Annotated in this window: 16 protein-coding genes; 3 read left to right on the forward strand and 13 right to left on the reverse strand. The window is 75.2% G+C overall.

The window, feature by feature from the left end; genetic code table 11:
* Positions 1–126: 126 nt before the first annotated feature.
* Complete coding sequence (locus AC3WUG_RS11660) at positions 127–1,938, reverse strand: proline--tRNA ligase (RefSeq protein WP_492327801.1); 1,812 nt, start codon at positions 1,936–1,938, stop codon at positions 127–129.
* A gap of 55 nt (positions 1,939–1,993) precedes the next feature.
* Between AC3WUG_RS11660 and AC3WUG_RS11665 the strand changes: the two genes are divergently transcribed.
* Together AC3WUG_RS11665 and AC3WUG_RS11670 are read left to right on the forward strand one after the other, a co-directional pair.
* Positions 1,994–2,899: an Fpg/Nei family DNA glycosylase gene (locus AC3WUG_RS11665; RefSeq protein ID WP_492327802.1), complete on the forward strand. Its 906-nt coding sequence runs from the start codon at positions 1,994–1,996 to the stop codon at positions 2,897–2,899.
* Between the two features lie 109 nt (positions 2,900–3,008).
* The gene (locus tag AC3WUG_RS11670; protein WP_492327803.1) at positions 3,009–4,181 is read left to right on the forward strand and encodes an LCP family protein; all 1,173 of its coding nucleotides are present in this window, start codon (positions 3,009–3,011) and stop codon (positions 4,179–4,181) included.
* Between the two features lie 28 nt (positions 4,182–4,209).
* Here the strand turns inward: AC3WUG_RS11670 and AC3WUG_RS11675 are convergent, their stop codons facing one another.
* Genes AC3WUG_RS11675 through AC3WUG_RS11690 form a run of 4 tightly spaced genes read right to left on the reverse strand, consistent with a single transcriptional unit; the run spans position 4,210 to position 8,913 of the window.
* On the reverse strand, positions 4,210–5,118 hold the full coding sequence (locus AC3WUG_RS11675; RefSeq protein WP_492327804.1) for a GNAT family N-acetyltransferase: 909 nt from the start codon (positions 5,116–5,118) through the stop codon (positions 4,210–4,212).
* A 5-nt stretch (positions 5,119–5,123) separates the two neighbouring features.
* Entirely contained in the window at positions 5,124–6,284 is a 1,161-nt protein-coding gene (gene ispG, locus AC3WUG_RS11680) for a flavodoxin-dependent (E)-4-hydroxy-3-methylbut-2-enyl-diphosphate synthase (RefSeq protein ID WP_492327805.1), read from the reverse strand.
* Between the two features lie 59 nt (positions 6,285–6,343).
* Positions 6,344–7,660: a M50 family metallopeptidase gene (locus AC3WUG_RS11685; RefSeq protein WP_492327806.1), complete on the reverse strand. Its 1,317-nt coding sequence runs from the start codon at positions 7,658–7,660 to the stop codon at positions 6,344–6,346.
* Between the two features lie 14 nt (positions 7,661–7,674).
* Positions 7,675–8,913 carry a GGDEF domain-containing protein gene (locus tag AC3WUG_RS11690; protein ID WP_492327807.1) on the reverse strand — a complete coding sequence of 413 codons (1,239 nt, stop codon included), beginning with the start codon at positions 8,911–8,913 and terminating at the stop codon, positions 7,675–7,677.
* 159 nt (positions 8,914–9,072) lie between these two features.
* On the opposite strand from AC3WUG_RS11690, the gene AC3WUG_RS11695 reads away from it, so the two are divergent.
* Positions 9,073–10,602, forward strand: coding sequence for an NAD(P)/FAD-dependent oxidoreductase (locus tag AC3WUG_RS11695; protein ID WP_492327808.1), 1,530 nt, complete (start codon positions 9,073–9,075; stop codon positions 10,600–10,602).
* A gap of 238 nt (positions 10,603–10,840) precedes the next feature.
* Here the strand turns inward: AC3WUG_RS11695 and dxr are convergent, their stop codons facing one another.
* From dxr to rpsB, 8 genes are all read right to left on the reverse strand, one after another.
* Positions 10,841–12,025 carry a 1-deoxy-D-xylulose-5-phosphate reductoisomerase gene (gene dxr, locus AC3WUG_RS11700; protein WP_492327809.1) on the reverse strand — a complete coding sequence of 395 codons (1,185 nt, stop codon included), beginning with the start codon at positions 12,023–12,025 and terminating at the stop codon, positions 10,841–10,843.
* Between the two features lie 25 nt (positions 12,026–12,050).
* Positions 12,051–12,608, reverse strand: a complete 558-nt coding sequence (locus AC3WUG_RS11705; protein ID WP_492327810.1) for a DivIVA domain-containing protein — start codon at positions 12,606–12,608, stop codon at positions 12,051–12,053.
* Positions 12,608–13,732 carry a 23S rRNA (adenine(2503)-C(2))-methyltransferase RlmN gene (gene rlmN, locus AC3WUG_RS11710; RefSeq protein WP_492327811.1) on the reverse strand — a complete coding sequence of 375 codons (1,125 nt, stop codon included), beginning with the start codon at positions 13,730–13,732 and terminating at the stop codon, positions 12,608–12,610. Before rlmN ends, AC3WUG_RS11705 begins: the two co-directional genes overlap by 1 nt.
* Positions 13,733–13,818: 86 nt before the next feature.
* On the reverse strand, positions 13,819–14,676 hold the full coding sequence (locus tag AC3WUG_RS11715) for a phosphatidate cytidylyltransferase (protein WP_218707464.1): 858 nt from the start codon (positions 14,674–14,676) through the stop codon (positions 13,819–13,821).
* Positions 14,676–15,233, reverse strand: a complete 558-nt coding sequence (gene frr / locus AC3WUG_RS11720) for a ribosome recycling factor (protein ID WP_492327812.1) — start codon at positions 15,231–15,233, stop codon at positions 14,676–14,678. Before frr ends, AC3WUG_RS11715 begins: the two co-directional genes overlap by 1 nt.
* Positions 15,234–15,299: 66 nt before the next feature.
* Entirely contained in the window at positions 15,300–16,019 is a 720-nt protein-coding gene (pyrH, locus tag AC3WUG_RS11725; RefSeq protein WP_147793864.1) for a UMP kinase, read from the reverse strand.
* Between the two features lie 91 nt (positions 16,020–16,110).
* Complete coding sequence (gene tsf, locus AC3WUG_RS11730) at positions 16,111–16,956, reverse strand: translation elongation factor Ts (protein WP_492327813.1); 846 nt, start codon at positions 16,954–16,956, stop codon at positions 16,111–16,113.
* A gap of 44 nt (positions 16,957–17,000) precedes the next feature.
* Positions 17,001–17,954 carry a 30S ribosomal protein S2 gene (gene rpsB / locus AC3WUG_RS11735; protein ID WP_492327814.1) on the reverse strand — a complete coding sequence of 318 codons (954 nt, stop codon included), beginning with the start codon at positions 17,952–17,954 and terminating at the stop codon, positions 17,001–17,003.
* Positions 17,955–18,591: the final 637 nt, after the last annotated feature.

An 18,591-nucleotide genomic window follows, 5' to 3' on the forward strand; every position in this document is an offset into this window, starting at 1 on the left:
CTCCCCCAAACAAAACCCCCCCCCCCCAGATCAGGCGCCATTTCTTGTGGGTTCGGAGATGTGGAGAAGAGCCATGCCCCGCCCCTGCCGTCGGGCAGGGCGCGGGGCCGTCGCGGCCGCGGGGGGTCAGCGCGCCAGCAGCGCGTCCACCAGCTCCGCCACGCGGTCCGCGGCCTCGGCGACCGGGACCTGCTCGGCCTGCGGGCCGCCCTCGACGACCACGCGCGGCCGCACCTCGACCAGGCCGTCCGCGAGCCCGCGGCCCACGACGACGGTCAGCGGCACGCCCAGCAGCTCCGCGTCCGCGAACTTCACGCCGGGCGAGACCTTGAACCGGTCGTCGTACAGCACCTCGATGCCGCGCGCGTCCAGGGTCTGCGCCAGGGACTCCGCGGCCTCGAACACCGCGGCGTCCTTGCCGGTCGCGACGATCTGCACGTGCGCCGGGGCCACGCCGGCGGGCCAGGCGAGGCCGCGGTCGTCGTGGTTCGCCTCGGCCAGCGCCGCGAGCACGCGGGAGACGCCGATGCCGTACGAGCCCATCGTGACGACCTGGGACTTGCCGTTCTGGTCGAGCACGGTCAGGCCGAGCGCCTGCGCGTACTTGCGACCGAGCTGGAAGATGTGGCCGATCTCGATGCCGCGCGCGAGCTCCAGCGGGCCGGAGCCGTCGGGGGCCTCGTCGCCGGCCCGCACCTCGGCGGCCTCGACGGTGCCGTCGGCGGTGAAGTCGCGGCCGGCCACGAGGTCGAACACGTGCTTGCCGGGCTCGTTCGCGCCGGTGATCCACCGGGTGCCCTCGACGACGCGCGGGTCGAGCAGGTACCGCACCGCGGTGCGGCCCTCGGCGTCGGCGGCCAGGCCCTCGCGGTTCGGGCCGAGCGCGAGCGGGCCGATGTAGCCCTTGACCAGCTCGGGGTGCGCGGCGAAGTCGGCCTCGACGGCGGGCTCGACCTCGGCCGGGGCCACGGCGGCCTCGAGGCGCTTGAGGTCGACCTCGCGGTCGCCGGGCAGGCCGACGACGAGCAGCTCGCGCTCGCCGGTCGGCTGCACCAGCGCCAGCACGACGTTCTTCAGGGTGTCGGCGGCGGTCCACGCGCGGTCCGGGCGGGCGAACCGCTCGTTGGCGACCGCGACCAGCGAGTCGATCGTCGGGGTGTCGGGGGTGTCCTCGACGTGCGCGGCGGGGGCGTCGTCGTACGGCACGGCCGGCGGCACGGGCGTCGTGACGGCCTCGACGTTGGCCGCGTAGCCGCCCGGCGAGCGCACGAACGTGTCCTCGCCGATCGCCGTCGGGTTGAGGAACTCCTCGGAGCGGGAGCCGCCCATCGCGCCGGAGGTCGCCGCCACGATCACGTACTCCAGGCCGAGGCGCTCGAACACCCGCTGGTACGCGGCGCGCTGCGCGGCGTACGAGGCGTCCAGCCCCGCGTCGTCCACGTCGAAGGAGTAGGCGTCCTTCATGATGAACTCGCGGCCGCGGATGAGGCCGGCGCGCGGACGGGCCTCGTCGCGGTACTTGGTCTGGATCTGGAACAGCGTGAGCGGCAGGTCCTTGTACGACGAGTACAGGTCCTTGACCAGGAGCGTGAACATCTCCTCGTGCGTCGGCGCGAGCAGGTAGTCGTTCTCGCGGCGGTCCTGCAGCCGGAACAGGTTCGGGCCGTACTCGGTCCACCGGCCGGTCGCCTCGTAGGGCTCGCGCGGCAGCAGCGCCGGGAAGTGCACCTCCTGGGCGCCCGCGGCGGCCATCTCCTCGCGCACGACCTGCTCGACCTTGCCCAGCACCCGCAGGCCCAGCGGCAGCCAGGTGTAGATGCCGGGGGCGGCGCGGCGGATGTAGCCGGCGCGGACGAGCAGCTTGTGGCTGGCCACCTCCGCGTCGGCCGGGTCCTCGCGCAGGGTGCGGACGAAGAGCGTGGACAGGCGTAGCAGCATGGGCCGCAGCCTAGTGGGAGTGCCGGGTGTCGGACGCCTGGGCCACCATGGGTCCATGCCCGAGCTGCCCGAGGTCGAGTCGCTGGCCGCCTTCCTGCGCGAACGCGCCGTGGGGCGCACCGTCGCGGGGGTCGAGGTCGGGGCGATCAGCGCCCTCAAGACGTTCCGCCCCGCGCCCACCGACCTCACCGGCGGCACCGTCGTGTCCGCAGGCCGGCACGGCAAGTGGCTCGACCTCGGCGTCGCGCCGCCGGCCGCGGGCGGCGGGCTCGGCGACCCGCTGCACCTCGTGTTCCACCTCGCGCGCGCGGGCTGGCTGCGCTGGTCCGAGCAGCTCCCCGCGACGCCGGTCCGCCCCGGGAAGTCGCCGCTCGCGCTGCGGGTGCGGCTGGACGACGGCTCGGGCTTCGACCTCACGGAGGCCGGCACCCGCAAGCGGCTCGCGGTCCACGTCGTCGCCGACCCGGCCGAGGTGCCGCAGGTCGCCACGCTCGGCGTCGAGCCGCTGTCCGAGGAGTTCACCACCGAGCGGCTCGGGGAGCTCATGGCCGCGCGCAACCAGCAGGTCAAGGGGCTGCTGCGGGACCAGGGGACGATCGCCGGCATCGGCAACGCCTACTCCGACGAGATCCTGCTCGTCGCCCGCACCAGCCCGTTCGCCCTCACCCGGTCGTTCGACGCCGACGCGGTCGCCCGGCTGCACGCCGCGACCGTCGGCGTGCTGCGGGAGGCCGTCGCGACCGCCGCCGGCCGGCCCGCCGCGGAGCTCAAGGACGCCAAGCGCCGCGGCATGCGGGTGCACGGCCGCACCGGCGAGCCCTGCCCCGGCTGGGACGGCGTGCCGTGCGGGGACACCGTGCACGAGGTGTCGTTCGCCGACTCGTCGCTGCAGTACTGCCCGACCTGCCAGACGGGCGGCAAGCCGCTCGCCGACCGGCGGATGTCCCGGCTGCTGCGCTGACGGCCGGTCCTCGGCCCGGGACGGGCTTCACACGTCCCGCACAGGATCCCTCCGAGGGCTCTCCCCGCTCACCGAGCGGCCCCCGCGCGGCCCTCCCTAGCGTGGGGGCATGCCCGAGACCACCCCCAGGGGCGACCGCCCCGTCCGGCACAGCCGCGCCGTGCAGCGCCCCGCCCGGCACGTCCGCCGCGCCCGCGGGGGCGTCGGCCGCCGCGTCGCCCGCGTCGCCGCCGCGACCGCCGGCGTGCTCGCGCTCGGCGGCACCACCGGCGCCGTCGCGCTGTACGCCCAGGTGCAGGGCAGCATCGACGCCGCCGACGTCGACCAGTTCCTCGGCGACGACCGGCCGACGGCCCCCGCGGAGGCGGACCCCGTCGACGGCTACGCCGGGCGGCCGCTCAACATCCTGGTGATGGGCACCGACCTCCGGGACGGCGAGAACGCCGAGATCGCCGGCGACGTCGACGGCATGCGCTCGGACACCACGATGCTCGTGCACCTGTCGGCCGACCGCAGCCGGGTGGACGTCGTCTCGATCCCGCGCGACTCCCTGGTCGACATCCCGTCCTGCACGCTCGAGGACGGCAGCACCACCGCCCCGCAGACCGACACGATGTTCAACGACGCGTTCCACATCGGCGGCGGCGAGACCGAGAACCTCGCGGCCGCGGCGGCCTGCACCCGGCGCACCTTCGAGCAGAACAGCGGGCTGCGGACCGACGAGAGCATCGTCGTGAAGATGGACGGCGTCCGGGACGTCATCGACGCGCTCGGCGGCGTGCCGATGGACCTGCCGGAGGCGATGGACTCCCCCAAGGCCGGCCTGCACGTGCCCGCCGGGCCGCAGACGTTCGACGGCACCACCGCGCTGCAGTTCCTCCGCGCCCGCACCGGGACGGGCAACGGGCTCGAGCTGGGCTCGGACCTGGCGCGGATCGAGCGGCAGCAGCAGCTCGTGGACGCGCTCGCCGCCCAGGTGCAGGGCGCGGGGCTGCTGTCGGACCCGGGCACCCTGATGCCCGTGCTGACCTCGGTCACCCGGTCGCTGTCGATCAGCGAGGGCCTGGCGGACGTCCGCGACCTCGCGGGCCTGGCGCTGACCCTGCGCGACGTCGACCCGGCCACGCTGGAGCCCGTGACCGTGCCGGTCGCCGAGGCGCCGCAGGACCGGGACCGGGTGGTGTGGACCTCGCAGGCGCAGGACCTGTGGGACCGCCTGGCCGCGGACCAGCCGCTGACGGACGCGGCGACCGCCGGGGCGACCGCGACCACCGGCGCCTGACCCCGCGCCGGCCGCGCGACGCACCCGCCTAGAACAGCACCGTCGCGTACGTGCCCACGCGGCGGAAGCCCACCGCGCGGTACGCCGCGAGCGCCCGCTCGTTGTAGTGGTTCGCGTACAGCGACACCGTCGGCGCCACGTCCCGCCGGGTCGCGGCCACCACGGCCGCCATCCCGGCCTCGGACAGCCGCTCGCCGCGCCGCGTGGGCTCGACCCACACGCCCTGCACCTGGGCCACCCCGCCGGCGACGGCGCCCAGCTCGGCCTTGAAGACCACCTGCGGCGACCCGTCGTCGCCGGTGTCGATCCGGACGAACGACCGGCCCTCCCGGACGAGCGAGCGCACCCGCGCCTCGTACGCCCCGCCGGTGCCGCCGATCGGCGAGTAGCCGACCTCCTCGGTGAACATCCGCACGCAGGCGGGCAGCACCAGGTCGTACTCCTCCGGCACCGAGCGCCGCACGGCCGGGTCGGGCGCGACCACGGGGTCGCCGTCGATCACCATGGACGGCTGCTCGGCGCGCACCTCCCGGACCACGCCCCACGCGGGCTCCAGCCGCTCCCAGAGCGGCAGCACCGCCTCGGCGTCGCCCACCACCGACGAGCACCGCCGCCCCTGCGCCCGGCCCATCGCGGCGAACGCGTCGATCGCCGCGCCGCGCTCCGCCGGGTCCGGGACGACGGGCACCAGGTTGGCGCCGGCCCAGGCGAGCGCCACGAGCGCGCCGTCGACCTCGTACCCCCACAGCTGCCCGCCGGAGCGCCGCAGCCCGACGACCGCCGCCTGCTCGAGCCGGGTGGTCGCGAGCACCGCCGCCACCGGGTCCTGCGCGCACAGCGCGAGCGCGCGGGGCAGGTCCGCGTCGGCCAGCACCCGCGCACCGCCGGTGCCCGCCGGCGGCCGCCCCGCCGCCAGGTCCTCCCAGAGCCCCCGCACCGGCGTCAGCCCACCGTCACCACGGGGCCGCCGGGACCGTCACCGGCCGGCTCCATGCTCGCCGCGATCCGCATCGCCTCGTCGATCAGCGTCTCGACGATCGCGGACTCCGGGACCGTGCGCACGACCTCGCCGCGCACGAAGATCTGGCCCTTGCCGTTGCCCGACGCCACGCCGAGGTCCGCCTCGCGCGCCTCGCCGGGGCCGTTCACCACGCAGCCCATCACGGCGACCCGCAGCGGGACCTCCAGGCCCTCGAGCCCGGCGGTGACCCGCTCGGCCAGCGTGTACACGTCGACCTGCGCCCGGCCGCACGACGGGCAGGACACGATCTCGAGCTTGCGCGGCCGGAGGTTCAGCGACTGCAGGATCTGGATGCCGACCTTGACCTCCTCGACCGGCGGGGCCGACAGGGACACCCGGATCGTGTCGCCGATGCCCTTGCTCAGCAGCGCGCCGAACGCGGTCGCCGACTTGATCGTGCCCTGGAACGCCGGGCCCGCCTCGGTGACGCCGAGGTGCAGCGGCCAGTCGCCGCGCTCGGACAGCAGCTCGTAGGCGCGCACCATCACGACCGGGTCGTTGTGCTTCACCGAGATCTTGAAGTCGTGGAAGTCGTGCTCCTCGAACAGCGACGCCTCCCACACGGCCGACTCGACCAGCGCCTCCGGGGTGGCCTTCCCGTACTTCGCCAGCAGCCGCGGGTCGAGCGAGCCGGCGTTGACGCCGATCCGCAGCGAGACCCCGGCGTCCTGCGCGGCGCGGGCGATCTCCTTGACCTGGTCGTCGAACTTCCGGATGTTGCCCGGGTTCACCCGCACCGCGGCGCAGCCGGCGTCGATCGCGGCGAACACGTAGCGCGGCTGGAAGTGGATGTCCGCGACCACGGGGATCTGCGACTTGCGCGCGATGGCCGGCAGCGCGTCCGCGTCGTCCTGGGTCGGCACCGCCACGCGGACGATGTCGCAGCCCGCCGCGGTCAGCTCGGCGATCTGCTGCAGGGTGGCGTTGACGTCGGAGGTCAGGGTCGTCGTCATCGACTGCACGCTGACCGGGGCGTCGCCCCCGACCTCGACCTTACCCACGCGGATCTTCCGGGTCGGGCGGCGCGGGGCCAGCACCGGCGGAGGAGCCTCCGGCATGCCCAGGCTGATGGGGGTGCTCACGCGCCCATCATCGCACCGCGCGGGCGCACCGCACCCGAGCGGCACCGGCCCGTCGCCGCTCAGCCGAACGTGATCGGCGCGACGATGTCCGCGTAGGCCAGCAGCAGGCCCATCCCGCCGAGGACGACGAACACCGCGAGCGCCACGGGCTGCAGCCGGGCGGCGTCCGCGGGGCGCGGCCGGGGCAGCTTCCGCAGGCGGGCGACCTGGCGCTTGAGGCCCTCCCACAGCGCCGCCGCCACGTGGCCGCCGTCGAGCGGCACGAGCGGGATCAGGTTGAAGACGAACAGCGCGATGTTCAGCGACGCGAGCAGGCTGAGCATCCCCGAGACCCGCTCCGCCACCCCGACGCCCGTCGCGTCCGACGAGGCCACCTCGCCGGCCAGCCGCGCGACGCCCACCGGGCCGAGCACGCCCTCCGCGCTCCGCTCGCCGTCGCCGAACGCGCTCTCGGCGATGCCCACCAGGTTCGCGGGCAGCGTCACGACGGCCTGCATGGTCTGCCACACGGCGTCGCCGGTCAGCTCGACCACCTCGGACACCGGCTGCCGCTGCAGCTCCGTGCCGGGGCTCACGCCGAGGAACCCGACCGGGCGCGTCACCGGGTCGCCGTCGTCGTCGAGGACCGCCTGCCCGGCGTCGTCCGTGACGGGACGCTCGGCGACCACCGGGGTCACCGTCAGCTCGACGCGCTCGCCGTCCCGCTCGACGACGACCGGCACCGCCTCGTCCCCCGAGCCGCGGATCAGCCCGCTGAGCTGGTCCCAGGAGGTGATCGCCACGCCGTCGTAGGACACCACGGTGTCGCCGGGCTGCAGGCCGGCCTCCGCGCCCGGGGCGGCCGGGTCGTCGGCCGAGCACTCCGTCGCGGTCGACCCCGCGGGCAGCACGCACTGGCTCACCGAGGACAGCGTCGTGCTCGCGCCCTGCACCCCGATGCCGACGAGCACGACCGCCAGCAGCACCACGGCGATCAGCAGGTTCATCACGGGCCCGCCGAGCATCACCACGAGCTTCTTCGGCGTCGACAGCCGGTAGAACGCGCGGTGGTCCTCCCCCGGCCGGATCTCCTCGGCGCTCGCCTCGCGGGCGTCCGCGGCGATCCGGCTGAAGAACCCCCGCACCGGCGGGTTCCCCACGGCCTCGGGCGTCGGGTACATCCCGATCAGCCGGACGTAGCCGCCGAGCGGGATGGCCTTGACCCCGTACTCGGTCTCACGCCTCGTCCGGGACCACAGGGTCGGGCCGAAGCCCACCATGTACTGGCTCACGCGCACGCCGAACTTCTTGGCCGGCACCATGTGCCCGACCTCGTGCAGCGCGATGGACACGAGGATGCCCACCACGAGCACCACGACGCCGATCGCGTAGGCCATGCGGGGGTCTCCGTTCAGTGCGGCGAGCCGCCGAGCGGGTCGGCTCGGCGGGTGTGGGACGACCCCCCATCCTGCCCCGGATTCCTGGGGGCGGGCTGGACGTCCGCCGTGCCGGTCGCCGCGTCGCGCTCCGGGTCGCCGTCGACGGCCACCCGGTCCCGGCCCGCGCGCTTCGCGCGGTACATCAGCGCGTCCACCCGACCGATCGCCGCCGCCGGCTCCTCTCCCGCGCGCAGCGCGGTGACCCCGAGGCTCGCCGTCACGTCGACCGGCGCCTGCGCCCGCACCGCGCCCGGCACCGCCGCGCGCAGCCGCTCGGCCAGCGCCCGCGCGTCGTCGGCCCCGGTCCCCGGCGCGACCACCAGGAACTCCTCGCCGCCGAGCCGCGCGACCAGGTCACCGGACCGCACGTGCTGCTCCAGCGCCCGCGCGACCGCGACCAGCACCCGGTCGCCGACGGCGTGGCCGTGCCCGTCGTTCACCGCCTTGAACCGGTCCAGGTCGAGGTAGACCAGCGCCACGTCCAGCCCCGACCCCACGACCCGCGCCTGGTAGGCCAGCTCGTCCTCGAGCCGCCGGCGGTTCGCCGCACCGGTCAGCGGGTCGCGGTACGCCATCTCCCGCATCGAGGCCGCCTCCGCGCTCGCGTGCTCCGCGACCTGGAACGCCCGGGCGGCGTGCTCCTTCGTGCGGGACAGCACCCAGACCATCGCCGCCAGCACGCCCAGGTACACCGCGTACCGCGCCAGGTCGACCGCGTGCGTGCGCGCGGCGCCGTCGGAGGGGCCCACCGCGAGACCGGCCCAGCCCACCGCCAGCGTCGCGACCACCACCGCCGCCGCGTGCAGCGCCGCGAACCGGGTCGGGAACACTAGGTAGCCGATCACCACGAACAGCGCGAGGCCCATGAACGTCGTCGGGAACAGCGCGTCCCAGCCCCCGTCCGTGCCGAGCCGGCTGCCCATCGTCACCAGCCACAGCGCGTCCAGGCCGACCAGCACGACCCGCGAGACCGGCACCGTCGCCGCGGGGCGCCGCAGCACCAGCCACGCGAACAGCAGGACGACGACCAGCAGCACCGGCGACGCCGCCCGCAGCAGGACGTCGTCCCAGCGCAGGACCGCCACCGCGACCACCGACACCGCGCCGAACAGCAGGCAGACCAGCAGCACCCGCCGGATCAGGCCCAGCGTGGGGTCGCCGGACCGCCGGGCGACCGGCAGGTCCCGCGGCGGCGGTGCGGGTGCGGACATCGCTCCTCGTTCCGGGCGGCCCGGTGCTGCCGGGGAGGGACTGGTCGTGGCACGGTACCCCGCACCGCCGCAGGTGGGCGGGGCGCGGGCGCCCGGTCACCCGCGGGATCACCCGTCCGGTGACCGCCTTGCGTCGCCCGGGGCGAACGATGACGATCGGTGCGACGGCCGACGACCCCGGGAGGCGACGTGGACGACGTGCACGAGGTGGGGCCCGGCTCCGACGGCTCCGCCTACGTCCTGCGGTGGAGCACCGGGGGCGACCCGTCGTCCCGGTCCCTGTGGTTCGACCAGGCCGAGGCCGCGGACCCCCGCCCGGCGCGCGACCCGCTCGACGGGGACACCACCGCGGACGTCGTCGTCGTGGGCGCGGGACTCACCGGTCTGTGGACCGCGTACTACCTCCTCGAGGCGGACCCCGCCCTCGACGTGCTCGTGGTCGAGCAGGACGTCGCCGGCGCCGGGGCGAGCGGGCGGACGGGCGGCTGGTTCGGCGCCGGGCCCGCGTCCGCGGCCGCCCGGGTCGCCGCCGAGCACGGCCCCGACGCGGCCCGGACCGCGCGCGCCGCCCTGCGGGACGCCGTCGTCGAGGTCGGCGGCGTCGCCGCGGCCGAGCAGATCGACGGCGACGTGGCGGTCGGCGGCCTGCTCACCGTCGCCCGCTCCCCGGCCCAGCTCGCGCGCCTCGCCGCGGAGGCCGAGGCCGCGCGGGCCTGGGGCGACGAGATGGAGCTGCTCGGGCCGGGCGACGTCGCCGGCCTCGTGCGGGCGCCCGGCGCGCGCGGGGCGCTCGGTGGCACCCTCGCGCCCGACGTCGGACGGCTGCAGCCCGTGGCGCTCGTCCGGGGCCTCGTCGACGTGCTGACCGCGCACGGCGCCCGCGTCGCCGAGGGCACCCGCGCCCTGCGGCTCTCCCCCGGCGCCGTCGTCACCGACCAGGGCACCGTGCGCGCGCCCCTGGTCGTGCGGGCCACGGGCGGCGGGCGCCCCGCGGGCGGCCGGCACGCCGTCGCCACCGCGCCGCTGGGCGAGGACGCGTGGGCGGCGCTGGGGCTGCGGCGGGGGGTCGTGCTCGCCGACGCCGGCCACCGCCCCGTCCGGGCCCTGCGCACCGCCGACGACCGGCTCGTGCTCAGCCTGCGCAGCGCCCGTCAGCCCCCCGCCCCGTCGGGACAGGACCTCGCCGCCGTGCTGCGCCTGCACCGGGCGCTGGCCGGGCTGCTGCCGCCTGGGACGCCGGCCCCGGTCACGCACGCGTGGGGCGTCGCGCTCGCCGGCGGCCCGCTCCCCGCGCTCGGGTTCGACGCCGACGCCGGGCTCGCGTGGGCGGACGGCGGCGGGGACGACGGCGTCGCGGCGGGGAACCTCGCGGGGCGGACCCTGGCGGAGCTGCTGACCGGGGGCGACGGGGCGCTGACGCGGCTCCCGTGGGTGGTGCGCGGGGCGGCGGTCGCGGGCGGGGCGGCGGGCCGCGGAGCGATGCGCGGAGCGGGGGCGGCGGTCGCGGCCGGGTCGGCGCGCGGAGCCCAGTCGGCGCGCGGGGCCGGAGCGGCGCGCGCCTCGGCCCCGCGGCGGCTCGCGGACCGGCTCGGCGCCGCGGTCCAGGACCGCGCGGCTGCCCTGGCCGACCAGGAGGAGCGCATCACCGGACGCCCGAGCAGGCTCACCGCCCGCACGGGCGAACGCTGACCCGCGGCGCGCCCGGCCGCTCCACCGAGATCGGTGGTTCGGCTCGAGATCGGTGCTTCCCACCACCGATCTCGACGCGAACCACCGATCTCGACGACCTGACCGCGCCGCTCGCCCCGCTCGCCCGCGCCGAGCTCGGTACCCCCAGCCGAGTTCGGTGGTCGCCGGCACCGCACTCGGCGAGAACCACCGAACCCGCCGCGCACCACCTGACCCGCCGCGCCCGGCGGACCCGGCCTCAGGCCGCCGCGACCCGCTCCCGGGCGCGGGCGCGGGCCCAGTCCTCCGCCGCCTGCACGTCCGCGACGTCCCGCACCGGACCGCCGTCGTGCGCGGCGAGCACCTCCTCGACGGTCTCCACGATGCCGAGGAACCCGAGCCGCCCCGCCAGGAACGCCGCCACGGCCTCCTCGTTGGCCGCGTTGTACACGGCCGGGTGCGTCGCGGAGGCGGCGACGGCCGCCCGGGCCAGCGCCACGGCGCCGAACGTGTCCTCGTCGAGCGGCTCGAAGTCCCACCGGCCTGCGCGGGTCCAGTCCACCGGCGCCGCGGCGTCGGGCAGCCGGTCCGGCCAGGAGAGGCCGAGGGCGATGGGCAGCCGCATGTCCGGCGGGGACGCCTGGGCGATCGTCGACCCGTCGGCGAACTCGACCATCGAGTGCACGACCGACTGCGGGTGCACGACCACCTGGATGTCGGCCACCGGCACGTCGAAGAGCAGGTGCGCCTCGATGAGCTCGAGCCCCTTGTTGACCAGGGTGGCCGAGTTGATCGTGACGACCGGCCCCATCGACCACGTGGGGTGCGCGAGCGCCTGCTCGGGGGTCACGTCGGCGAGCTCCGCCCGGGTGCGGCCGCGGAACGGGCCGCCGGACGCGGTCAGCACCAGCCGCCGGACCTCGGACCGCCGCCCGCCGCGCAGGCACTGCGCGATCGCGGAGTGCTCCGAGTCGACGGGGACCACCTGCCCGGGACGCTGCACCGCGGCCCGCACGAGCGGCCCGCCGGCCACCAGCGACTCCTTGTTCGCGAGGGCCAGCACGCTGCCGGAGCCGAGCGCGGCGAGGGTGGGCCCGAGCCCGACCGACCCGGTGATGCCGTTCAGCACGACGTCGGCGCCGCGGGCGGCGAGCTGGGACGCCGCGTCGGGGCCGGTGAGCACCTCGACGCCGACCTGGCGGAGCCCCGCCTCGGCGGAGGCGCGCACGACCTCGGCGAACACCGTCCCCGCGGCGTCGGGGTCGGCGACGGCGACCGTCTGCACGCCGAGCGCCACGGCCTGCCGGGCCAGCGCGACGGGGTCCGAGCCCCCCGCGCTGAGGCCGGTCACCCGGAACCGCTCCGGGTTCCGGGTGATGACGTCGGCGGCCTGGGTGCCGATCGATCCGGTGGAGCCGAGCAGGACGACGGTGCGCGGGTTCATCCGCCCCATCCTGCCCGAGCGGGGCTCACTCCGCGGCGAGCAGCACGTCCACGGCGCGCTCGAGGAACGCGTCGACCGGCCCCTCGGCGTACGCGCGGGCGCCCTTGCGGCGGGTGAACACCGCCGAGCGCACCTCCTGCGCGGTCAGCGGCGCGTTGGTGTCGAAGTACGCGACGAGGCGGTCGCACAGCGCGTCGACCTCGGCCACGTCGTACCCGGGCTGGCGGCCCTTGGGGTGCGCGAACCGCTCGCCCTCGGGGCGGGTCAGCCGGCCGTACAGCGAGCGCGCCTGCTCGGCGAGGGTCTCCATCCACGCCTGGCGCCCGCGGTCCGCGATGAAGTCGGCGCGGGACCGGGCGACGAACGCGGCCTCGAGGCGGTCGAGCGCGGCGTCCACCGCGGTGGTCGAGTAGCCGTGCCGGACGAGGTCGAACGCGACGGTCCGCACGTCCCGGCTGGACAGCGCGCCGGCGGGGCCCTGCTCGTAGACCGTCCGGGCGTGGGTGAAGAAGTCGTCGACCTCCTCGGGGTGGTACCCCGTCCGCATCCCGGTGACCCGCCGGAACATGGCGCCGCCGCTCATCAGTCCTCCTCAGCCGCCAGCTGGCCGCACGCACCGTCGATGTCGGACCCACGGGTGTCCCGGACGGTGGTCGGGATGCCGTGTGCGCGCAAGCGTGCCACGAACTCCTGCTCGACCGCGGGATCGCTCGCCGTCCACTTCGAACCGGGCGTCGGGTTCAGCGGGATGGGGTTGCAGTGCACCCAGCCGCGGCCGCGCCGGTTGAGCTCGGTGCCCAGGAGGTCGGCGCGCCACGCCTGGTCGTTGATGTCGCGCATCAGCGCGTACTCGATGGACACCCGGCGGCCGGTCGCCTGGAAGTACTCGTAGGCGGCGTCGATGGTCTCCGCGACGCTCCACCGGGTGTTGATCGGCACCAGCTCGTTGCGCAGCTCGTCGTCCGGGGCGTGCAGCGACAGCGCGAGCGTCACCGGGATGCCCTCCTTCGCGAGCTTGCGCATCGCGGGCACCAGGCCGACGGTCGAGACGGTGATGTTGCGGGCCGACATGCCCAGGCCGTCCGGGACCGGCGCGACCATGCGGCGCACCGTCTCCATCACGGTCTTGTAGTTCGCGAGCGGCTCGCCCATGCCCATGAACACGACGTTCGACAGCCGGGTGGGCCCGCCGGGGACCTCGCCCGCCTCCAGCGCGGCGGCCGCGGCGCGCACCTGCTCGACGACCTCCGCCGTCGACAGGTTGCGGGTCAGGCCGAGCTGGCCGGTGGCGCAGAACGGGCACGCCATGCCGCAGCCCGCCTGGCTGGACACGCAGAGCGTCGACCGGTGCGCGTACCGCATGAGCACGGACTCGACCTTGGCGCCGTCGAACAGGTGCCAGAGCGTCTTGACCGTGGTGCCGCCGTCGGCCTGCAGCGTGCGCGCGGCGGTGAGCAGCGGCGGGAACAGCGCCTCGACCAGCTTGTCGCGGCTCGCCGCGGGCAGGTCGGTCATCGCGGCGGGGTCGACCGTCAGGTGGCTGAAGTAGTGCGTCGCGAGCTGCTTCGCGCGCAGCGGCTTCTCGCCGAGCGCGGTCACGGCCTCGACGCGCTCCTCGGGCGTCAGGTCGACGAAGTGCTTCGGCGGCTTGCCCCGGGCCCCGCGGGTCGGGGCCGACAGGTTGAGTGCGACGGGCGTGGCGCTCACGCGGTCCTCCTCGGGGGTGTCGTGGTCAGGGTGTCGGGTGGTGCTGGGTGCGGGCTGGGAGCCGGTCGGGTCCCGGCCGTGCGGCGTCAGGCGCCGGCGACGGGCTGGAGCGCCTCGAGCAGCAGGTAGACCACGGGGGCGGCCAGCAGCATCGAGTCGATCCGGTCCAGGATGCCGCCGTGGCCCGGCAGCAGGGTGCCCATGTCCTTGAGCTCGAGGTCGCGCTTGATGAGCGACTCCCCCAGGTCGCCCAGCGTCGCGACCACGACCGTGGCGACGCCCAGCAGCGCGCCCACGGCGGGGTCCCCGTCGAACATGAGGTGCACGCCCAGGACGCCGACCACCGAGGCCAGCACGACCGAGCCGAGCAGGCCCTCCCAGGTCTTCTTGGGGCTGACCGACGGCGCCAGCGGGTGCCGGCCGATCAGCACGCCGACGACGTAGCCGCCGGTGTCGTTCGCGACGCAGAGCAGGATGAACAGCGCCACCCGCATCGCGCCGTCCTCGGCCGCCAGCATCAGCATGACGAAGCCGGCCATGAGCGGCAGGTACGCCGCCGCGAACACGCCCGACGTCGCGTCCCGCACCGCCCGCGGGCCGCTGCCGTCGAGCACCCGCCAGACGACGATGCCCCCGACGGTCAGCACGAACGCGACGAACAGGGCCTCCATCCCCGCGACGTACGCGGAGACGAGGATGCCGACGTCGCCGACGAGCAGCGGCAGCACGGGGATGTGCACGCCGCGCCGGGCGAACGCCTGCGCGAGCTCCCAGAGGCCGGCGCCCACCGCGGCGACCGCGATGAGGCCGAACGCCTCCCGGCGGATGAACAGCGACGCCGCGACGAGGACCAGGAGCCCGAGGCCGACGGCGACGGCGACGGGCAGGTCGCGCCCGGCACGCGAGGTGCCGGGCGCCGGGGCGACGGCGGGGTGGGACGACATCAGACCTCGAGCAGCTCGCTCTCCTTGGAGGAGAGGAGCTGGTCGACCAGGTCGACGTGCCTCTTGGTGACGGACTCCAGCTCCTTCTCCGCGCGCACGACCTCGTCCTCGCCGGCCTCGCCGTCCTTGACCAGGCGGTCCAGCTCGTCCTTGGCGCGGCGGCGGACGTTGCGCACCGAGATGCGCGCGTCCTCGGCCTTGGTCTTCGCCAGCTTCACGAACTCCTTGCGGCGCTCGGTGGTCAGCGCCGGCAGGGTCACGCGGATCACGTTGCCGTCGTTGGTCGGGTTCACACCCAGGTCCGAGTCGCGCAGCGCCTTCTCGATCCCCTGCATCGACGACTTGTCGAACGGGGAGATGAGGATCGTGCGCGCCTCGGTGACGTTGAACGACGCCAGCTGCTGCAGCGGCGTCGGGCTGCCGTAGTAGTCGACCGTGATCTTGTTGAACATCGCCGCGTTGGCACGACCCGTGCGGATCGCGGCGAAGTCCTCCTTGGCGACCTCGACGGCCTTGTCCATCTTCTCCTCGGCCTCGAGGAGGATCTCGTCGATCACGGTTGCTCCTTCAGTCATGGTCGTGCTGGTGGCGTGCTGCCGGTCGGGGCGCCGGCGACGACGCGGTCAGTCCTCGGTGACCAGCGTCCCGATCTTCTCACCCCGGAGCACCCGGGTGACGTTGCCCGGCTCCTCCAGCCCGAAGACCCGCATGCGCACACCGTTGTCGCGGCACATCGACAGGGCCGTCGAGTCCATGACGCCGAGCTCCTGCACGATCGCCTCGGTGTAGGTCAGGTGGTCGAGCTTCGTCGCCGTGGGGTCCGTGCGCGGGTCGGCGGTGTAGACGCCGTCGACGCCGTTCTTGCCCATGAGCACCTCGTCGCAGTGCGTCTCGAGGGCGCGCTGCACGCAGACGGTGTCGGTCGAGAAGTACGGCATGCCGGCGCCGGCGCCGAAGATCACGACGCGGCCCTTCTCCATGTGCCGGATGGCGCGCAGCGGGATGTACGGCTCGGCGACCTGGCCCATCGTGATGGCGGTCTGCACGCGCGTGTCCACGCCGGCCTGCTCCAGGAAGTCCTGCAGCGCCAGGCAGTTCATGACCGTGCCCAGCATGCCCATGTAGTCCGCGCGGGCCCGGTCCAGGCCGTTCTGGGCCAGCTCGGCCCCGCGGAAGAAGTTGCCGCCGCCGCAGACGATGGCGACCTGCACCCCGTCGGCGACCGCGGCCGCGATCTCGGCGGCCACCCGGCGCACGACGCCGGCGTCCAGGCCGATCGACCCGCCCCCGAACGCCTCGCCCGACAGCTTCAGCAGCACCCGCCGCGGATCGGTCTCGGTCATGGGGTACCTCCAGGGTGTCGGCGGGGTGCTGCGGGGATCTCGCGCCGGTGGCCCCGGCCCATCAGGGCCGGGGCCACCGGGTGTGGCGTCGTCAGGCGCCGACGCGGAACCGCACGAAGCCGGTCACGGTGCCGCCGACCTCGGCGAGCACCTGGGCGACCGACTTCTTCGAGTCCTTCGCGAACGGCTGGTCCAGGAGGACGACGTCCTTGAAGTAGCCCGTCAGGCGGCCCTCGACGATCTTCGGCAGCGCGGCCTCGGGCTTGCCCTCGTTGCGGGCGGTCTCCTCGGCGATGCGGCGCTCGTTCTCGACCGTCTCGGCCGGGACCTCGTCGCGGGTCAGGTAGGCCGGCGAGAACGCGGCGATGTGCGTCGCGATGTCGCGGGCCACCTCGGCGCCCTTGGCGTCGGTCGCGACGAGCACGCCGACCTGCGGGGGGAGGTCCTTGTTCACCTTGTGCAGGTAGACCGAGACCTTCTCGCCGGCGACGCGGGCCACGCGGCGCACGACGACCTTCTCGCCGAGCACGGCGGCCGTCTCGTCGACGACCTCCTGCAGCGACTTGCCGTCGACGTCCGCGGAGAGCAGCGCGTCGGCGTCCCGGGCGCCGGAGGCGACCGCCGTGGCGAGCACCTTCTCCGACAGGGTGATGAACGTGGCGTTCTTGGCGACGAAGTCCGTCTCCGAGTTCACCTCGACGATCACGCCGACCTCGTCCTCGCCGTCACCGGCGGTGACGACCTCGGCCGCGACCAGGCCGTCGGAGGCCGAGCGGCCCTCGCGCTTGGAGACGCCCTTCAGGCCCTTGACGCGGATGATCTCGAGCGCCTTGTCGGCGTCGCCCTCCGCCTCCTCGAGCGCCTTCTTGACGTCCATCATGCCCGCGCCGGTCTTCTCGCGGAGCGCCTTGATGTCGGCCATGGAGTAGTTGGCCATCTGTTCCGTCCTAACTCGTCAGTACGTGCGATCGGCGAGCCGGGTCACTTGGACTCGGCGTCGCCCTCGGACTCGGCGGCGGCGGTCTCCGTGGCGGCGGCCTCGGCAGCGGCCTCGACGGCCGGAGCAGCGTCCTGACCCGGGGTGGCAGCACCCTCGGCCGGGGTCGGCTCGCCCGCGGGGGCCTCGTCGGCGGTCGCCTGCGTGGCGGCCAGCGACTCCTCGGCACCGGCCAGGAGCTCGCGCTCCCACTCGGCCAGCGGCTCGGACTCGGCCGACGCGGCCTCGGCGCCACCCTGGCGGCCCGAGTGGCGCTGCAGCGTGCCCTCGGCGGCCGCGTCCGCGATCACGCGGGTCAGCAGCTGCACGGCGCGGATCGCGTCGTCGTTGCCCGGGATCGGGTAGTCGACGACGTCCGGGTCGCAGTTGGTGTCGAGGATCGCGACGATCGGGATGCCGAGCTTGCGCGCCTCGTCGACGGCCAGGTGCTCCTTGTTGGTGTCCACGATCCAGACCGCGGACGGGGTCCGGGTCATGTCGCGGATGCCGCCCAGCGTCTTCGCGAGCTTGTCCTTCTCGCGACGCATGATGAGGAGCTCCTTCTTCGTGTACGCGCTCCCCGCGACGTCGTCGAAGTCGATGAGCTCGAGCTCCTTGAGGCGCTGCAGGCGCTTGTTCACCGTCTGGAAGTTGGTGAGCATGCCGCCCAGCCAGCGCTGGTTGACGTAGGGCATCCCGACGCGGGCGGCCTGCTCGGCCACCGGCTCCTGGGCCTGCTTCTTCGTGCCGACGAACAGGATGGTGCCGCCGTGGGCGACCGTCTCCTTGACGAAGTCGTACGCGCGGTCGATGTAGGACAGCGACTGCTGCAGGTCGACGATGTAGATGCCGTTGCGCTCGGTGAAGATGAAGCGCTTCATCTTGGGGTTCCAGCGGCGGGTCTGGTGCCCGAAGTGGACACCGCTCTCGAGCAGCTGGCGCATGGTCACGACGGCCATGGTGGTCCTTCCGCACGCCCGCGTCGGGGGCGCGCACAGTGATCGCGGGCCCGCCTCGGCGCACCCGCTCGTCCGGTTGTCGGCGCCTCCCGGTCGGGACGCACCCCTGGCGCCACGCCCTTGCCGACACCGGGTCCCCTCGGGGTCCCGGACCGCTGCCGGCGCCGGCCCTCCGCACGCACCTCTCCCGCCGGGGCGGTGGGGGTGTGTGCGTCGGTGATGACGCGCGATGTCGACCGGCACGCACCGGTCGCAGGAAGGAGTCTACCGGACGGGCACCAGGGCCCGGACCGGCGCCGGCCGGCGGCGACGTGACGTGCACGACGTCGGACGCGGCGCGGGTCCGGGGGCGGGACGGGGGGCGGGCCGGGAGCCGGCGCCGAGTCCTCCACAGGGTCGCGGCCGCGTGGCGTCCCCAGGTCGGCCGCCGCGGGCCCGCCGGCGGGACGCCGGCTCCCGGACGCTCGGACCGTGCCCGTCGTCCCGCTCCCCCGCCGCGTCCTCGCCGCCGTCGTGCTGCTCGCACTCGTCGCGGTGCCGCTGCCGCTCGCCCGCGTCGTGCTCGGTCCCGCCCCGCCGCGGGCGGTCGTCGCCCCCGCAGCCGACGCGTGGCGGCCGCCGGTCGAGCCGGTCGCGG

Source organism: Cellulomonas sp. EB106-03-03-XG116, from assembly GCF_058792015.1.

Coding starts and splice junctions, on each gene's coding strand:
- AC3WUG_RS11665 (WP_492327802.1), top strand. CDS start 1,994: ATGCCCGAGCTGCCCGAGGTCGAGTCGCTGGCCGCCTTCCTGCGCGAA.
- AC3WUG_RS11715 (WP_218707464.1), bottom strand. CDS start 14,676: ATGTCGTCCCACCCCGCCGTCGCCCCGGCGCCCGGCACCTCGCGTGCC.
- pyrH (WP_147793864.1), bottom strand. CDS start 16,019: ATGACCGAGACCGATCCGCGGCGGGTGCTGCTGAAGCTGTCGGGCGAG.
- AC3WUG_RS11685 (WP_492327806.1), bottom strand. CDS start 7,660: ATGGCCTACGCGATCGGCGTCGTGGTGCTCGTGGTGGGCATCCTCGTG.
- rpsB (WP_492327814.1), bottom strand. CDS start 17,954: ATGGCCGTCGTGACCATGCGCCAGCTGCTCGAGAGCGGTGTCCACTTC.
- AC3WUG_RS11690 (WP_492327807.1), bottom strand. CDS start 8,913: ATGTCCGCACCCGCACCGCCGCCGCGGGACCTGCCGGTCGCCCGGCGG.
- tsf (WP_492327813.1), bottom strand. CDS start 16,956: ATGGCCAACTACTCCATGGCCGACATCAAGGCGCTCCGCGAGAAGACC.
- AC3WUG_RS11660 (WP_492327801.1), bottom strand. CDS start 1,938: ATGCTGCTACGCCTGTCCACGCTCTTCGTCCGCACCCTGCGCGAGGAC.
- AC3WUG_RS11705 (WP_492327810.1), bottom strand. CDS start 12,608: ATGAGCGGCGGCGCCATGTTCCGGCGGGTCACCGGGATGCGGACGGGG.
- dxr (WP_492327809.1), bottom strand. CDS start 12,025: ATGAACCCGCGCACCGTCGTCCTGCTCGGCTCCACCGGATCGATCGGC.
- AC3WUG_RS11670 (WP_492327803.1), top strand. CDS start 3,009: ATGCCCGAGACCACCCCCAGGGGCGACCGCCCCGTCCGGCACAGCCGC.